Annotated in this window: 10 protein-coding genes; 4 read left to right on the top strand and 6 right to left on the bottom strand. The window is 65.8% G+C overall.

Features of this window, described 5'->3' with window-relative positions:
- The first annotated feature begins 1 nt into the window (after position 1).
- Positions 2–2,311, top strand: a complete 2,310-nt coding sequence (locus AC1VV3_RS18275; RefSeq protein WP_465127039.1) for a fimbria/pilus outer membrane usher protein — start codon at positions 2–4, stop codon at positions 2,309–2,311.
- Positions 2,308–2,787: a Csu type fimbrial protein gene (locus tag AC1VV3_RS18270; RefSeq protein WP_465127038.1), complete on the top strand. Its 480-nt coding sequence runs from the start codon at positions 2,308–2,310 to the stop codon at positions 2,785–2,787. The genes AC1VV3_RS18275 and AC1VV3_RS18270 overlap by 4 nt, the downstream gene beginning before the upstream one ends.
- Positions 2,788–2,802: 15 nt before the next feature.
- Here AC1VV3_RS18270 and AC1VV3_RS18265 read toward each other — a convergent pair whose 3' ends face one another.
- The 4 genes from AC1VV3_RS18265 to AC1VV3_RS18250 all read right to left on the bottom strand — a co-directional run bounded on the left by AC1VV3_RS18265 (position 2,803) and on the right by AC1VV3_RS18250 (position 11,268).
- Positions 2,803–4,029 (bottom strand): glycoside hydrolase family 27 protein, encoded by a 1,227-nt coding sequence (locus tag AC1VV3_RS18265; protein WP_465127037.1) that lies wholly within the window; start codon positions 4,027–4,029, stop codon positions 2,803–2,805.
- Between the two features lie 23 nt (positions 4,030–4,052).
- Positions 4,053–6,491 carry a glycoside hydrolase family 3 protein gene (locus AC1VV3_RS18260; RefSeq protein WP_465127036.1) on the bottom strand — a complete coding sequence of 813 codons (2,439 nt, stop codon included), beginning with the start codon at positions 6,489–6,491 and terminating at the stop codon, positions 4,053–4,055.
- 9 nt (positions 6,492–6,500) lie between these two features.
- Entirely contained in the window at positions 6,501–8,054 is a 1,554-nt protein-coding gene (locus tag AC1VV3_RS18255) for a tryptophan halogenase family protein (protein WP_465127035.1), read from the bottom strand.
- A gap of 97 nt (positions 8,055–8,151) precedes the next feature.
- Entirely contained in the window at positions 8,152–11,268 is a 3,117-nt protein-coding gene (locus tag AC1VV3_RS18250) for a TonB-dependent receptor (RefSeq protein WP_134095581.1), read from the bottom strand.
- Positions 11,269–11,484: 216 nt separating this feature from the next.
- Between AC1VV3_RS18250 and AC1VV3_RS18245 the strand changes: the two genes are divergently transcribed.
- The gene (locus AC1VV3_RS18245) at positions 11,485–12,729 is read left to right on the top strand and encodes an ROK family protein (protein ID WP_465127034.1); all 1,245 of its coding nucleotides are present in this window, start codon (positions 11,485–11,487) and stop codon (positions 12,727–12,729) included.
- Between the two features lie 171 nt (positions 12,730–12,900).
- On the top strand, positions 12,901–13,815 hold the full coding sequence (locus tag AC1VV3_RS18240) for an ROK family protein (protein WP_465127434.1): 915 nt from the start codon (positions 12,901–12,903) through the stop codon (positions 13,813–13,815).
- 4 nt (positions 13,816–13,819) lie between these two features.
- Here AC1VV3_RS18240 and AC1VV3_RS18235 read toward each other — a convergent pair whose 3' ends face one another.
- Positions 13,820–15,271 carry a carboxylesterase/lipase family protein gene (locus tag AC1VV3_RS18235; RefSeq protein ID WP_465127033.1) on the bottom strand — a complete coding sequence of 484 codons (1,452 nt, stop codon included), beginning with the start codon at positions 15,269–15,271 and terminating at the stop codon, positions 13,820–13,822.
- Positions 15,268–16,056 carry a GDSL-type esterase/lipase family protein gene (locus AC1VV3_RS18230; protein WP_465127032.1) on the bottom strand — a complete coding sequence of 263 codons (789 nt, stop codon included), beginning with the start codon at positions 16,054–16,056 and terminating at the stop codon, positions 15,268–15,270. The genes AC1VV3_RS18235 and AC1VV3_RS18230 overlap by 4 nt, the downstream gene beginning before the upstream one ends.
- Between the last annotated feature and the right edge of the window lie 2 nt (positions 16,057–16,058).

Genomic DNA, 16,058 nt, shown 5'->3' with positions numbered 1-16,058 from the left:
CATGCGGCTGCCTTCGCGGCTCTGGCCGGGGCTGGCGGTCTCGGCCCTCGCGCTTGGCGTCGCGGTTCCCGCGGTTCGCGCCCAGGAGAGTACCGGCCCCTTGCCGGTCGACGTCGTGCTGAACGGGCGTGACATGCAGCGGCCAGCGCTGGCCGTGCTGCAAGCGGGACGCGTGCTTGTGCGGATCGAGGACTTACGGGATCTCGGCATCGTAACGGTCTTCGACGATGATCTCCTGATCGAGGGTGAGCGCTATCTCGATGTCGATGGGGAAGCCGGACTGTCGGCAAGGCTCGATCCGCAGGGCACCGCGCTGCTTCTCGACGTCGATCCTCGCCATTTGCCGCGCAGGCATGTTGCCGCGAAGGAACGGGGCGTGCCAGTGGCCGCGGCGGTTCCCGTGGCGTTCATCGACTACGACCTCAACTTCTCCGACCAGCGCGGCCATACCCAGGCATCCGCCGTTCTCGATGCCGGTGTTTCCGGCGCCTGGGGAGTGATCGGCAGCAGCGCACTGATCGACAGCCAGCGTACGCGCGTGGTCCGCCTCGACACGGCTTTCGTCCGGGATTTCCCCGAGCGAAACTTGCGCCTCGCCGTGGGCGATACGTACACCCGCGCTTCGCCCTGGAGCCAGCCCGCCCGCTTCGGCGGCATCCGGTTCGGCACGGACTTCTCGCTGGACCCTTCGCTGATCACTTATCCGGTTCCGTCGCTGGCGGGCAGTGCGCTGTTGCCCTCGACCGTCGAACTGGCATCGCGCTCGTCCCGCCAATCCCTGTCCGTCGAGCCGGGCCGCTTCGCCTTCGACTATCGGCCGCGCTTCACCGGGGCGGGTGAGGTGACCATGATCGTGCGCGATCTCGCTGGAACCGAGCGCACCGTTACCCGCAGCTTCTATTCGAGCACCGCGCTCCTACGTCCCGACATATCCGAATTCTCGCTGGAGGCCGGCGCCCTCCGACAGGACTACGGCTGGAGCAGCCTTTCCTACGGCGCGCCCTTCGTGGCGGCGTCTTACCGCCGCGGGCTGTCAACGGTGGTGACGCTGGAAGGGCGCGCCGAAGCCGGTGCTGCCACGCGCATGGCCGGGGCGGGCCTGACCTGGGTGATTCAGCCGCTCGGCGAACTGCGTGTGGATGCGGCGGGATCGCAAGGCGAGGCGGGGTGGGGTAGGCTCTATCAGGTGCAGTTTCAAAGGCTTGCGCCGGGTTACTCGATAACGGCGAGCTACCGCGGGGCGGGGGCCGGTTTTCGCCAGGTAGGCGATCTGCGCCGGGGTCGAGCGGCGACACGCGAACTGGCCATATCCGGCAGCATCGTGATGGGCCGGTTCGGAGGGTTCAACGCAAGCTATCTGCGTAGTGAGGAAGGCAAGATCCGGCGTTCGATCGCCTCGGCCGGTTATTCGGTCAATCTCGGGCGCGCGTTCCTCTCCATCGGCGCGCAGCGTTTCGATCGCGGGGACGGCACCGACATGTCCGTTTTCGGCAGCCTTACCCTGCCGCTCGGGGGGCGCCGACATGCCGGGTTCTTCGCCGACAACGACCGCATGGCCGCCACGTTCGAGAAAGTCGCTCCGGCGGGGACAGGGCTGGGCTATCGAGCGGCTGTCGGGCGCGAAACGGGAAGGGGGGCATGGTTCGAGGGCGCGGCGACCCTGCGTTCGTCGACCGGACAGCTGGACATGGCGGCGACGCGGCGCAGCGGCGCCGTCATGACGCGCGTGGAAGCGCGCGGCGCGCTCGTGGCGACCGGCGGCGGCCTGCTGATGGCGACGCCCAGTGTCGACGATGGACTGGCGATCGTCGAGGTGCCGGGAGGCGAGCGCATTCCGGTCTTCCTGGAGAACCAGCCGGTGGCCGCAAGAGCGGGCGGCGGCCGGCCGGCGATCGTCACCGGTCTCCAGCCTTATGTCGCCAACCGGATCTCGGTCGACCCGGAAGCCTTGCCGATCACCGGCGAACTGGGCGGGGTGGAACAAGTGGTGGCGCCGGGGTGGCGTCAGGCTGCCCGCGTCGTGTTCGGTGCTCGCGAGGTTCATCCCGCGCGGCTGCGGCTCGTGGACGAGAACGGCTCGACCCTGCCACCGGGCTTGGCAGTGAGCCTGGGATCGGGGGAGGAGCCGACCGTTACGGGCTATGACGGCGAAGTGTTCCTGAACGATTTCGAGCCTGGCGCCCCGCTGGTGGTCCTGCGCAGCGGCGTGACCGCCTGCCGTGCAGTGCTTCCCGCAGCGATGGTGCAGGATCCCCTGGCAAGGGCGACGCAGGTCATCTGCCGATCGTATTCGACGGAGTCGCATAAATGACGCGCAAGTTTATGATGATATTAGCATTTTTTGCCGTCATGGCACCGGAAGGCTCGGCTTGGGCCTTGTGCGTGCTCTGCTCGTGTTCGGCGTCGACACCGGGGCTTGCTTTCGGTCCTTACGATCCGACATCGAACAGTCCGCGCGATTCCAACGCGACGGTCTCGATCAACTGCACAGGCGTGGCGGCCTTGCTGGGGACGATCGATATTGCGCTGAGCCCCGGAGGATCGAACAGCATTCCGAACCGCAGGCTGATCCAGGGCGCGGACAGGCTGACCTACAACATCTATTCGGATTCCAACTATACCACACTCTGGGGTGACGGTTCAGGTGGCACTACCGGCGTGAGCCTCCCGTTCAATGGGCTGCTGACGTATGCCGCCACCGTCACGGCTTACGGGCGCATCCCCGCGCATCAGTATGTGCGCGCGGGGGCCTATACCGATACCGTGACGATCACGGTCACTTATTGAGCGGGCGCCGGCCGATCACGGCGTCAAGGTGACCATCACCACATCGTGGGGGGCGACCGTGGCAGAATAGCTGCCCTTCATCGCGCCCAGCTCCCTGTGGGCCCAGAGATCCCGCAGCTTGAGCGACTGGTCGGCCGGATAGTCCAGCTGCGCCCAGTTCACCGTCAGCTTTACAGGCGCCTCGCCGCGATTGAACAGCAGTGCGGCGCGCTTGCCGTCCGCCAGGGTGCGGACCCAGACTTCGCCGTTCCCATCCCTGGCGATGCGGCGGCCCTGGCGGCCCAGCTTGTCCTGATCGACGGCGATGACATCCCTGTTAAGCAGGATCGCCTTCGTCTCCGGGGTCATGTTTGCCACGTCGTTGCCGGCAATCAGCGGCGAGGCCATCATGGCCCAGAGCGAGAAGTGGCTGCGGTATTCGGTGGTGGTCATGCCGCCGTTGCCGACTTCCAGCATGTCCGGATCGTTCCAGTGCCCCGGCGCGGCATAGGGCCAGAGCGGCTCGTTGAGATCGACGATATCGAGCATGCCCAGCGCATAGCCGTGCTTGCCGGACCACTTGTCGGTAATGTCGCCGGTGGTGCGCCACATGTTGCCGATCTTCGAGGCCCAGAGCCACGGCTTGTTCGTGCCCCATTCGCAGAGCGAGAGGAGCACATCGCGCCCCGTGGAGCGCAGCGCGTCCGACATCAGCGCATAGGCTTCTTCCGCGTTGCGGCTGCCGGTACTGCACCAGTCGTACTTCAGGTAATCGACGCCCCACGACGCGTAAGTGATCGCGTCCTGATATTCGTGGCCCTGGCTGCCGGGGCGGCCGCCGCAGGTCTTAGTGCCGGCATCCGAATAGATGCCGAACTTCAGACCCTTGGAATGCACGTAATCCGCCGTGGCCTTGATCCCCGAGGGGAAAGCCTTGGTATTGGCGGTGATGAAGCCCTTGGCGTCACGCTCGCCATGCCAGCAGTCGTCGATGACGAGGTAGTTGTAGCCCGCGTCCTTCATGCCGGTGGCGACGATCGCGTCCGCCGTATTGCGGATCGTCTTTTCCGAGATATTGCAGGCGAACTTGTTCCAGCTATTCCAGCCCATCGGCGGAGTCTGCACCAAGCCATTGGCCACGCGCGCCGGGTCCTGCGAAGGCGGAAGCCGGTTCTGATCGACTTCCTCCGCCAGAGCGGGGCAGGTGAGCGCCACGGGAGCAAGGCTCAGGGCGAGCGCGGCGAACTTCGCAAAACGCGGCATGATAGGCGTTCTCTCTTTTCGGCTTAATTGGGGCAGATCGCGCCAGTGGGATCGGCATCGAGCTTGACGGTGGCGACCGAGATCGTGTCGCCCGCATTGCCTTGCAGCACGAAGGGACGCGCGATCTTCGTCATGTCCGCGCCAGCCTTGGCGAAGCAGGAGAGCGAGACCTTGACGCTGCTCCATTGGCCGGGCGCGCCGGTGAAGACCTTGCCGCCGTCGAGGAAGGTGGTGCCTACCGCCAGCTTCGGCGCAGCGGCTCCCTTGGCATCGACGCGGTAGTCGATGCGCAGGCTGAGCATCGCATTGCTCTGGCGATTGAGATCGACCGTGGGGCCTTCGATGCGCACTTCGCCGGGGCCGGAGAAAGTGAGCTGACGCGCACCTTCCTGCGTGCCGCCGCCATCGACGTTCTTCACCGCGACCGCACCGCCTGTGGCGAGCTTCCACGGGGCGAGCACCTTGCCCGGCAGGTAGTAGACCGAAACGTTCGAGAGCGAGGCATCAAGCCCGGCCACTTCGCTCAGCTGCGGGACCGCGGTCTTGTCCTTGTAGGTCAGGCCATAGCCATAGGCGAACTGCGGATCGTAACCCGGCTGGCCCACGTTGTTGGCGAACTGGCCCGCGTTCTTCGGCCAGGAGTAGCTGAGTTTGCCGCGGAAATCCTTGTTCGGCGTGCCGTCCTTCCTGGCGACCAGCACGTCGGCCAACCCTTCGCCCTCGGAACCGGGCAGGAACGCGGCGACGAAAGCGTCGGACTGGTTGATTTCCGGATTCACCCAGAGCGCGCGGCCCGAGATGAAGACCGAGACGACCGGAATGCCCGCCGCCTTCAGTGCCTTCAATTGCGCCAGCGCTTGCTTGTCGCCCGGCTGGAATTCCAGCGTGGAGATGTCGCCGACCATTTCGGCGTAAGGCGTCTCGCCGAAGACGACCACGGCGACGTCGGGCTTCGGCCCGGTCGCCTTGCCATCGGCGCTCAGCGTGGCAGTGCCGCCCGCAGCCTCGATCGCGGACTTGAGCCCGCCCCAGATCGAAGTGGCACCGGGGAAGTCGGCATTGGTGTTGCCGGTGCCCTGCCAAGACATCGTCCAGCCGCCGGTCTGCATGCCGATATCGTCGGCATGGGTGCCGGTGACGAGCACTTTCTGGCCCGGCTTGATCGGCAGCAGCGCGCCGTTGTTCTTCAGCAGCACCAGCGATTCCGCCGCAGCCTGACGCGCCACCGCGCGATGCTCTGGTGTGCCGAGTTCGGTGCGCTGCTCATAGGGACGCGCGGGATCGAACAGGCCCAGCTTGAACTTCACGCGCAGGATGCGGCGCACCGCATCGTCCACGCGCACCATCGGGATCGTGCCGTCCTGAACCTGCTTCAGCGTATTGTTGAACAGGTCCTTCCAGTCGTTCGGCACCATCGCCATGTCGAGGCCGGCGTTGAAGGTCTGCGGGCAATTGCCGTTGGTGCAGCCGGGGATCTGGCCATGCGCGTTCCAGTCGCCGACGGTGAAGCCCTGGAAGCCGAGGCGGCCTTTCAGCACATCGGTCAGCAGTGTCTTGTTGCCATGGTTCTTGACGCCGTTCCACGAGGAGAAGCTGGCCATGACCGTCATCGCCCCGGCATCGATACCGCTGACGTAGCCGGGTACGTGAAGCGCGATCAGGTCCTTTTCGGGGATCTGCGCGTCGCCCTGGTCGATGCCGCCATGGGTGCCGCCGTCGGCGAGGAAGTGCTTGATCGATGCGGCGACATTGCCGTTCTGGATGCGGCTCTTGCCGGGCACCCCCTGAAGCCCACGCACCATGGCGGCGGAATATTCACGGGTGATTTCGGGCCGCTCGGAATAGCCCTCATAGCTGCGGCCCCAGCGATCGTCCTGCGGCACCGTGACGGTCGGCCCGAAGGCCCAATCGAAGCCGGAGGCAGCACTTTCGGCGGCGGTTACTTGCCCGATCTTCTCCATCAGCGCGGGGTCACGCATAGCGCCCAGGCCGACGTTGTGCGGGAAGATGGTGGCGCCGAAGACGTTGGAATTGCCGTGGACCGAATCCATGCCGAAGATCACCGGGATCGGCACATGGCCGGGGCGCTTTTCGATCGAGATCTGGCGGAACGCTTCGGCCGTTGCGATCCAGTCGCTGGCGGGGCCACGGTCGTTGCCCGAAAGCGGCGGATCGTTGCCGCCGCCCAGGATCGAGCCGACCGGATATTCGCGCAGTTCTTCCGGCTTCATCGAGGCGATGCTGGGCTGGATCATCTGCCCGACTTTCTCACGCACCGACATCTCGGCCATCATCCGGGTGATCTTCGCCTCGGTTTCCGGATCGACGAGGCCGGTGCTCCTGGCCTTGGGCCAGAGTTCGGGATGTGCAGTGGCGGCAGGCGATGCCTCCTGCGCGAGCGCGCTGGCGATCGGCAGGCTCGCAGCGCCAAGGGCAAGAAACACGGCAAGAGTACGAGGCATCGAGTGGTCCTAGATTATGGAGACGGGCGCTGGTTGCGCGGATCGTGCAATGTCCGTCTGCATGGCGCAATGTTCGGCGATGAATTCGTCATGCGGAATGCCGAGCGCCGTGGCCCGGCCGATGGCTTCGCGCATCTTGGCGAAAGACGCGCCGAGTTCCTCGGCGCTGAGCTGGTCTGCCAGAGGATCATGGCGTGGGGGCAGGATGTCCAGCCCGGCGTACATCGACAGCCAGCTCGGCGGCTGGAAGGAGTCCCATTCGTAGCGCGGCAGCTTCCCGCCCCCGGCGAAGGCGCGCACGCGGCTGGCCAGGGTCTCGGGCAGTTCCAGCGCGCGGCATGCGTCCCACATCGGTTCGCCATGCCGGCGATTGCCCCAATAGTGCAGCAGCAGAAAATCGCGGATACGCGCATATTCGAGGCTGGTGATGCGGTTGAACTCGTCCGCCAGCGAGGGTTCGAAATCCCGGTCCGGGAAGTGGGCCAGCAGCCGCTCGACCCCGCTCTGGATCAGGGTGATCGAGGTGGATTCCAGAGGTTCGAGAAACCCCGCCGCCAGACCGATCGCCACGCAGTTCTTTTCCCATACGCGGGTGCGATGCCCGGTGCGGAACCGCAGCATGTTGGGTTCGGCCAGTTGCTCGCCTTCGAGGCGCGAGAGCAAGGTGGCGGTGGCCTCGTCGTCGGAGATGTGGCGGCTCGAATAGACGTAGCCATTGCCGACGCGGTGCTGGAGCGGAATGCGCCATTGCCATCCGGCGGACAGGGCCGTGCTGCGGGTATAGGGCGTCAGTGCGTCGCCATGGGTGCAGGGCACGGCCACGGCGCGGTCGCAGGGAAGCAGGTGGGTCCAGTCGTCGTAAGGAACTTCGAGTGCCTGGCCCAGCAGCAGGCTGCGGAAGCCCGAGCAGTCTATGAACAGGTCCGCTTTCAGGGTGTCGCCGCCGTTCAGGGTGACGGAAGCGATGCGTCCGTCTTCGCCGCCGCGATGGACGCCGGCAATGGTGCCTTCGACATGGGCGACGCCCAGTTCCTCGCGGGCGCGCTGCGAGAGAAAGCGGGCGAAAAGTCCGGCGTCGAAATGGATGGCCCAGTCGAACACGCCCAGATCGTTGGCGGGTTGCTCGGGCGGCAGGACCACGAGATTGCGCATGGCTGCCTCGGTCGCCAGGCAATAGGCCGAGAGCGGCGTGTCGTCACCGGCCATGCGCCGTTTGAGCCAGAACTGGTGGAACGGCACCGAGAAGGCATCGACGCCGTAGCGGCCGAAGGGATGGAAGAAGTTCGTGCCCGGCCGTGACCAGTCGCGGAACTCGATGCCGAGCTTCACCGTGCCCTGGGTCGCGCGCATCACGTCGAATTCGCTGACGCCGATGGCGCGGAAATAATCGCGGATCGCCGGGACCGTGGCTTCGCCCACGCCCACGGTGCGGATATCGGGAGATTCCACCAAGGTGATCTGCACGGGGAGGCGCCGCAGCCGGGTCGCCAGGAGATTGGCCGTCATCCATCCGGCGGTGCCGCCGCCGACGATCAGGATGGAACGGATCGCATTGTCTGTCATCGCAGGAAACTCCCCGGGCTGGGTCTACCGTGTCGGGCCGAGCCGGAAAAGGATCCCCCCCGCCCGGAGGAGGTGGGCGGGGGAGAAAGGGAGGAGCCTAGAACTTGACGCGCGCGCCCATGGTGAAGCGGCGTTCGAAGATATTGTTGTAGGCCTTCTGGTCCTTCCAGGTGAGGTAGTACTTCTCGTACTCGCCCGTCAGGTTGGAACCCTGGCCGTAGATCGTGATGTTCGGCGTGATGTCGTAGCTGACCGAGGCATCGACGTAGTTGGTGGGCGCCTGGTACAGTTCGAGCCCGGTGATGCCGCCGAAGTTGGACTGGACCGCACGCTCCGAACGGTAGTTCCAGGCCACGCGCGCCTGGAAATGCGAGTCCTGGTAGAACAGCGCAGCGTTGGTCTGGATCTTCGAGTTGTCCTGGAACGGGATCTTCTTGCCGGCCAGGTCCTTGTCGCCGGTGTTCGAAGGCGAGAAGGTGAAGTTCGTGTCGATGCCGAAGTTCGACAGGAACCCTGGGACGAAGCCGAGATCGGTGAACGAGATCTTGGCGCCGGCCTCGATGCCCTTCAGCGAGCCGCCGGATCCCTGGACCGGGGTGCTGATGGAGACCGTGCGGCCGCGAACGACGCCGTCGTTGTCCGGCAGGTCGGTACGGTTCTCGTTGCCGGCCTGGATGAAGCTGTCGACGTCGATGTAGAAGGCGCCGACGCTCAGCAGGCTTCCCCGGCCGAGATAGTATTCGAGGGAGCCTTCCACATTGGTGGCACGCCAGGGATCGAGGTTGGGATTGCCCGTCTGGCTACCGCCGGTCACGCGGAAGATCGGCGTTCCGGGTACGCTGGTGTCGATGGCGTAAGTGGGGTTCAGGCCGCCGCCCCACTGGTTGAGGTCCAGCAGGGTCATCGTCTTCGAGAAGGCGAAGCGGAACTTCAGGTTCTGCGCGAAGTCGAAGGCGACGTTGAAGGCCGGAAGGATGTCGGTGAAGCTGCGCTTGGTGTCGACCGAGCCTCCCAGCTCGTTGGCCAGACCGTAGGGCTGCGGCCCGCCGGTGACGTACTGGGTGATGTCGAGCCGGGTGTTGATCACCTTGACGCCGCCGTTACCCGAGAAAGGCACGCCGAAGAAATCGCCGTGGAAGTCGGTCTGGACGTAGCCCGAGATCTGCTTGACGCCGACGTTGAAGGAAGCGCCGGGGTTCATGACTTCGACGTTTCCGGGGTAGAACTCGTTCTGGAAGGCCAGCGCGTTGTCCATCGCCTTCGGGTCGAGCACATACATGTTCGGCACGCCGGCCACGCCCGGGTTGAACAGCTTGACGCGGCCGCCCAGGGTCGGGTCGTTGGCAAGGCGCGTCAGGCCCGCCGTGTAGAAGCCGGAAGCGTCGCCCGCGCTGCAGGAGCTGTCGCTCATCGGCACGTCGAAGGCCTTCCACTTGACGAGGCAGCCGTTGGGATCGCTGGCCTGCCCGGCATAGAGCGGTGCCGCACGGTCGAATTCGTAGTCGTTCACCGAACGCTCGGAATAACGGCCGCCGAAGCTGACCGTCAGTTCGGGCGATGCTTCATAGGAGCCATCGGCGCGCACGACCTTGAGGTCGCCGTTGCGGCGATAGTTGCCTTCCGAAGACATTGTCTTCAGCGCATAGTTGCTGATGTCGCCCAGTTCGCTCAGGAGCTGCGAGGGCAGGGTGAAGACTGGCTTGTTGCCGGTGAAGTCCACCACGGCCGGAAGCGAGTTCAGGCCGGCGATGGTATTGACCGTGTAGCCGTTCGGGTTGAACACCCGGTCGCCGCCCGGATAGTGGCCGATGCCGCCCGGCTGCCACTGCTGGCCGTCCGACATGCTGAACTGCAAGTAGCTCTGGTCGTAATACTGGTGAGCCTTGCCATAGATGCCGCGCAGGCTGCCCTTGAAGGGGCCGCCGTTGTCGAACTTCAGTTCCAGGTTGTAGTTCTGCGACTGCGACTTGTAGCGGTCGGTCTGGGCGTAGGAATCGAAGTTGCCGAGGTCGTAGTTGTAGACCTGCGTGGTGTTGAGATTGTAGGTCCGGCCGTCTTTGCCCACCACGGTCGTTCCCGTGTCGCGCGACTGGCCGGGCACGAATTCCGCCGCCTGCCAGTTGACGTCCTGCATCTGGAAGCCGGCCGTGCGGTCATGCTCGGTCTGCTTGGTGAAGAAGGCGTCGCCCGTCAGGGTCAGGGCGTCGTTGATCATCCATTGCGCTGACCCGTTGATGCCCAGGCGCTGGCGCTGGTTGATCTTGTTCCAGCCGGTGAAGCCCTGGGGAACGATGAAGGCGTCGTTGGAATTGCCGTTGCCGTTGACGTCCACGCCGCCGGCCACCACCGTACCGCGCGGGCGGTTCGCGGGCGAGAAGCCGTTCGTGGAGGTGGCGTCCTGCGTGCCTTCGTCATGCAGAGTGGCCCCGTAGCCTTCCTGGATGCCGTTGTGCGAATTGGACAGGCGCACGTCGGAATAGGCGGCCGAGACCATCACTCCGAAGCGGTCGTTGTGCCAGGACAGCAGGCCGTTGAAGTTCGGATCGAACTTGTGCTTGGTCTTGTCCCCGTAGGCGCCTTCCGCGGCAAGAGCGACCGTCACGCCCTCCTTCAGGTCGAAGGGGCGCCGCGTGCGCAAGTTGACCGTGCCGGTGATGCCGGCATTGAGCGAATCGGCCGTGGCGGACTTGATGACATCGGCGCCGGCGAAGAGCTGCGAGGGGATGTCGTTGAAGTTCGGCTGGATCGTGGTGATCGACTGCGCGCCAAGGTAGGCTTCGCCGTTGAGCAGCGTGGTCACCTGCGGCAACCCGCGGATGTTGATGGTCGAGCCTTCGCCCGCGCTGCGCAGGATCTGTACGCCCGGAATGCGCTGGAGAGAGTCGGAAATGGTGACGTCGGGCAGCTTGCCGATGTCTTCGGCGGAAATGGAATCGACCACCGAGGTGGCATTGCGCTTGATGTTGACGGCGCGTTCCTGCGAGGCGCGAATACCGGTGACGACGATGTCGCTTCCCGTGGGCTCGCTGCCCGGTTGGGCGGTGGCGGGGCTGCCGGCCTGTTCCGCCACGGCCAGCCTGGTGGCCGATCCAGTGACGACGGGCGCGCCCTGCTGCGCGGCGTCCTGAGCCAAGGCGCCATGCGCCGAACCCAGGGCGACCATCGACGTCGCGGCCATCAGGACACTGCGACGCACGAAACTGTGCTGATTCATTCCCCTCATTTCCTCTCCTCTCACGCGCTATGCGTGCCTCGCTGGTTCGGAGAGGGGCGTCGACCCAGCGGTCATGAGCGCCGCTTTCCTCTCCTGGTACGAGCATTCTTTGTGACTCGTGTTGCGGTACACATCCGCTCAAAGCAAAAAGCGGTCAACTTAAATTTTTTCTTTTTTGTTAGTTAGGGGACTGTTCCGGTTGTAGTCCTTGGCACCATGAAAAGAGAGGATCGCACTGTAACCGCTCCCGATTCGGGAGAAACCCGCGGCAAGCGACTGGCCGTTTCGCTTTCCGGTACCAATTTGGCCCGGGCCAGCGACTACAATCAGCGCATCGTGCTCCAGGCCATTCGCCTGAGCGGAGAGACTACGCGTATCGCCCTGGCGAAGCAGACCGGGCTGACGGCGCCCACGATCGCCAACATCACCTCGCGCCTCGGGGAGATGGAACTGATCGCGCATATCGGCCGCAAGCATGGCGGCCGGGGGCAGCCGGCGCTGCGCCTTGCCATCAACCCCGACGGCGCCTTCGCCATCGGCCTCAATGTCGATCGCGACCATATTACCCTGGTGGCGCTCGACCTCGCCGGCGAAGTCCGCAGCCGGGTGACTCGGGAAGTCCGTTTCGCCATGCCGTCCGACGTGGTGGACATCATCTCGGCCGAGCTGGAAGGCGTGCTGGCCGCGGGCAAGATCGACCGTGAACGCATATTGGGCGTCGGCGTCGCGCGCCCTGACGACTTGGGCGGGATCGTCCTGCCGCACAAGCCGGAGGGTTACGAAAGCTGGTCGCAAGTCGACTTTTCCGCGCTTTTGAAGGAGGTTCTGCCCTGGCCGATCCACGTCGACAACGACGCGGCGGCAGCCGCACTGGGCGAGGCGCAAGGGGTGGGCGGACAGGAGCGGCCGAGCTTCTTCTATCTGCTCATCAGCGCTGGTCTGGGCGGCGGTCCGGTGGTCGACGGCAGCTACTATCGCGGTGCGCGCTCGCGCAGCGGAGAGATCGGGCTCATGCCGGATGCCGGCGGCGCGGAGCCCGGGGCGGTGGTGCAGGATACTGTCTCGTTGTCCGCCATCGAGGAGCGTCTTCTGCGCGAAGGTCGTCCGCTGAAATCGCTCGATGATCTCCTCGCGCTCGATCCGGTCATGGCGACCACGGTGGATCAATGGATCGCCGATGCCACCCGCGCGCTGACCGGCCCGTTGGTGGCGGTGTCCTGCCTGCTCGATCCCGATGCGGTGGTGATTGGGGGGCGCCTTCCGGTGCCGCTGATCGAGCGGCTCAGCGCCCGGATCGACGCGGCTCTGGCGCAGGTTCCCATGCCCAACCGGGTGCCGGTCCATCCCGGGCAGATGCCCGCGGAGGCCCCTGCGATCGGCGCGGCGATCCTGCCCTTCCTCGATCAACTGCTTCCTTCGGATGCCATCCTGATGCAGGCGGGTCGATCCGAAGAGTTATAAAAAAGAAATTGTCTTATTCATCCGCCATGCCATCATGCCGCGACATCGAAGCGGTGTGGGGCATGACCGGGTGAACCGGCGCGCCAGCTCCATCTCCGTCCCATGACATGATCCAATGCCGGAGAGGAATATGCCGAAGATCCCACCCATGCAGCGGGCTGCTGCGTGACCATGCGGATTGGAATCGATTACGGTGGGACGAAAATCGAGGCTGCCGCTCTCTCGAAGGACGGTGAGGTCCTGCACCGCCGCCGCATACCGACACCCGACAAGTACGATCTGGCGCTGACGACGCTGCGCGATCTGGTGGCGGCTGTGGAGGCGGAAGTTGGCCGCCGGGGGACTGTCGGGATCGGCACCCCGGGGTCTCTCACGCCGGGTACGGGACTGATCCGCAACGCCAATTCGGCGTGCCTGAACGGTCAGCCTTTCCAGCGCGATCTCGAAGCCGCGCTGGGCCGGGAGGTCCGGCTTGCCAACGATGCCAATTGTTTCGCCCTGTCCGAAGCCATCGACGGCGCGGCAGCGGGGAAAGCCTCCGTTTTCGGGCTGATCGTCGGCACGGGTTGCGGCGCGGGTTATGTGCTGGACGGCAAGGTGGTTGGCGGTGCGCATGGGCTGGCCGGCGAAGTCGGGCACATGCCGTTGCCGGACCCCGGCCCGGACGAACTGCCGGCGCCGGCCTGCTGGTGCGGGCTGCGCGGATGCCTTGAGAACTGGGTCTCGGGAACGGGGTTCCAGCGCGCATTCAAGGCCGCGACGGGGCGCGATCTCGATCCTCCCGCAATCGTTGCGGCCGCGCGGGATGGCGATGCAGCGGCGCAGGAAGCGCTGCGGCGCTACCGAGACAGGCTGGCGCGCGGGCTGTCGGTGGTGGCCAACCTCATGGATCCGGACGTGATCGTGCTGGGCGGCGGAATGTCGAATGTCGGCCAGATCTACGAAGGATTGGCCGAAGCGGTTCAGGCCCGAACGTTCTCGCGCGCGTGGGCCGGAGCGGTGGTTCCGGCGCGCTGGGGCGACAGCTCAGGCGTGCGCGGCGCGGCGCTGCTCTGGGATCCGGAGGAAGTACCGGTGCCTTCGTGACGTGTCAGGGCGCCGTGCGAAGGGCGCAGACTTCGGCCGAGAGCTTCTCAACGACCCTGGCCCCGGCGGCGGTGAATTCCATTGAGCGGGCCTCGTTTGAGAAGCGCGGCCATGCGGGCAAGGCGCCGCCGTTGGGATCGCCGCTGCGGGCAAAGTTCACCCAATAGGCGGCCAGCGGCGCGAGGGCCTGATCGGAAGCGCCTTCATCGCCAAGCACGTAGCGGATTTCGGAGCCATGGGTCACGGGCTTGGCGTCCGGCCCATCGAGGTCGAACTGGTAGTGCCACGTTGCGCCGCCCGATCGCCCGCGCTCCGCGGCAACATGGAGCGAAGGGCAACGGAAGGTAAGGTCGTTGGCCAGCCGCAAGTTGAGGTCGGCCGGAGGTGCCTGGCCCTGGACAAGTCCGTAGGTCTCCATGGCCCTGCCGGCATTGGCACCGAAACCCCGTGCGATGGCACGCTCCGGTGCGCCGTAGAGCCCGAGTTCGTAGAGGTTGTTGCCGATCAGTAGAGGAATCTCTCGCCCCACGCCGCGCGACAGGGCGGCCGCGGGCGTCTCGGTCAGGACCGTGCCGTCCGTCACGGCCTGCAGCCAGATGAAGCTCTTGTCGTCCAGGCCGGGAACGTCGGCGGCGTCGCTGGCACGGAGCAGGGCCTCGGCGGGAAGCGCGCGAAGCTGCCGGGCACTGGCGTGAGGCGGCGCTCCGGCCGCGCGCACGATGGTTTCGCCCAGCGCCTCGTTCTGCGCCAGGCTTCGCGGTGGCAGACCGAAGCCCGGCGTGCCGCTTTCGGCAATGGCCTTGGTGAAAAGCCCCTTCGCGCCGGGTGAGAGCATCTGCAGCCCGACATCCTGAGCGCCTGCCGATTCCCCGAAGATCGTGACATTGGCCGGGTCGCCGCCGAAGCGGGCGATATTCGCGCGGACCCAGCGCAGGGCGGCCTGCTGGTCCATGAGGCCATAATTGCCCGAATGCGCGCCCAAGGCGGCATGCGAGAGGAAGCCGAACGCGGAAAGGCGGTATTGCAGGCTCACCAGCACCACACCGCGGCGCACGATGGGAGAGGCCACCGTTCCCGCGCCGCTACCGGCGCGGTTGCCACCGCCATGGATCCACACCATGACCGGCAGCGGCGCCTTCGGTTTCAGGGAAGGCGTGGCGACGTCCAGGTAGAGGCAGTCTTCCGACTGGTTTGCGGCCGCCCCGTGGTTCCACCCATAGTCCACCTGCATGCAGGCCGGAGCCGAGCGCACCGCTTCTCGCACGCCTTGCCACGGCGCGACGGGTTGGGGCGGCTGCCAGCGGAAGTCGCCGATCGGCGGAGCGGCGAAGGGAACACCGCGGAACAGGCTGCGGCCGTCCGGCGTCGCTTCGCCCTGGATCGTCCCGGCATCGGTTTCGACGACCGGGGCGGGGGTGCTCGCAGCCGAAGCCGCGAGCAGCATTGCGGCGATCACGGTATGCGGGCGGCGGCTAGCGGCCGCGGGGCGGGTAGCGCGAGCGCCTGGGTGAAGGCGGCCTCGGCCACCTTGTTCATCACTTCGTAGCCGGCCGGGGTCGGGTGGACGTGATCCGACGTCAGCCCTTCGCGTGCGCCGAGACCGGTGCCTTTCATGGCCGTCCAGTAATCGGCATAGACCGATCCGGTTTTGGCAGCATAAGTCTTGAGCCAAGCGTTGATCCGCTGGATACGCGGACCCGTATCCAGGCCGGGGCGCCAGGGGAACAGATCGGCGGGCGGGATGGAGGCCAGGATCACGCGGATGCCGTGGGCCTGGGCCATTTCCACCATGGAGCGGAAGTTGGCCTGGATCTGCTCGTCGGTCATCGGTCCGGTATTTCCGGCGATGTCGTTGGTCCCGGCCATGATCTGGACGACTTGTGGATTGAGGTCGATCACGTCCTGCCGGAAGCGCAGCAGCATCTGGGAGGTGGTCTGCCCGCCGATGCCGCGCCCAATCCTGCCGGGCGTGAAGAAGGCGCGATCGAGATCGTACCAGCCCTGCGTGATGGAATCGCCCATCAGGACGATACGAGGCTTCACGGTGCCCACGACATCGGTGGCATTCGCCTCGCGGTAGCGCGCGCTCCAGGCCCAGTCCGTACGCAAACGCAGGTCCGCGGCCTGCGCGGCGGTCTGGACCGGCAGGGTCGAAACGGCCGGGGCCTGGGCCAGGGCGGGCGGCGCGATGGCAAGGGCGGCGACGGCAACGGAAAAAGCGGGCAGGGTCTTTAGTCGCAAGG

It is taken from the genome of Novosphingobium sp. BL-S-34, from assembly GCF_056857015.1.
This window is presented reverse-complemented; position numbering and strand designations above follow the sequence as displayed.

Excerpts from the sequence above, each read along its gene's own strand:
- AC1VV3_RS18250 (WP_134095581.1), bottom strand. The coding sequence starts at position 11,268 with ATGAATCAGCACAGTTTCGTGCGTCGCAGTGTCCTGATGGCCGCGACG.
- AC1VV3_RS18255 (WP_465127035.1), bottom strand. The coding sequence starts at position 8,054 with ATGACAGACAATGCGATCCGTTCCATCCTGATCGTCGGCGGCGGCACC.
- AC1VV3_RS18265 (WP_465127037.1), bottom strand. The coding sequence starts at position 4,029 with ATGCCGCGTTTTGCGAAGTTCGCCGCGCTCGCCCTGAGCCTTGCTCCC.
- AC1VV3_RS18260 (WP_465127036.1), bottom strand. The coding sequence starts at position 6,491 with ATGCCTCGTACTCTTGCCGTGTTTCTTGCCCTTGGCGCTGCGAGCCTG.
- AC1VV3_RS18240 (WP_465127434.1), top strand. The coding sequence starts at position 12,901 with ATGCGGATTGGAATCGATTACGGTGGGACGAAAATCGAGGCTGCCGCT.
- AC1VV3_RS18245 (WP_465127034.1), top strand. The coding sequence starts at position 11,485 with ATGAAAAGAGAGGATCGCACTGTAACCGCTCCCGATTCGGGAGAAACC.
- AC1VV3_RS18270 (WP_465127038.1), top strand. The coding sequence starts at position 2,308 with ATGACGCGCAAGTTTATGATGATATTAGCATTTTTTGCCGTCATGGCA.
- AC1VV3_RS18275 (WP_465127039.1), top strand. The coding sequence starts at position 2 with ATGCGGCTGCCTTCGCGGCTCTGGCCGGGGCTGGCGGTCTCGGCCCTC.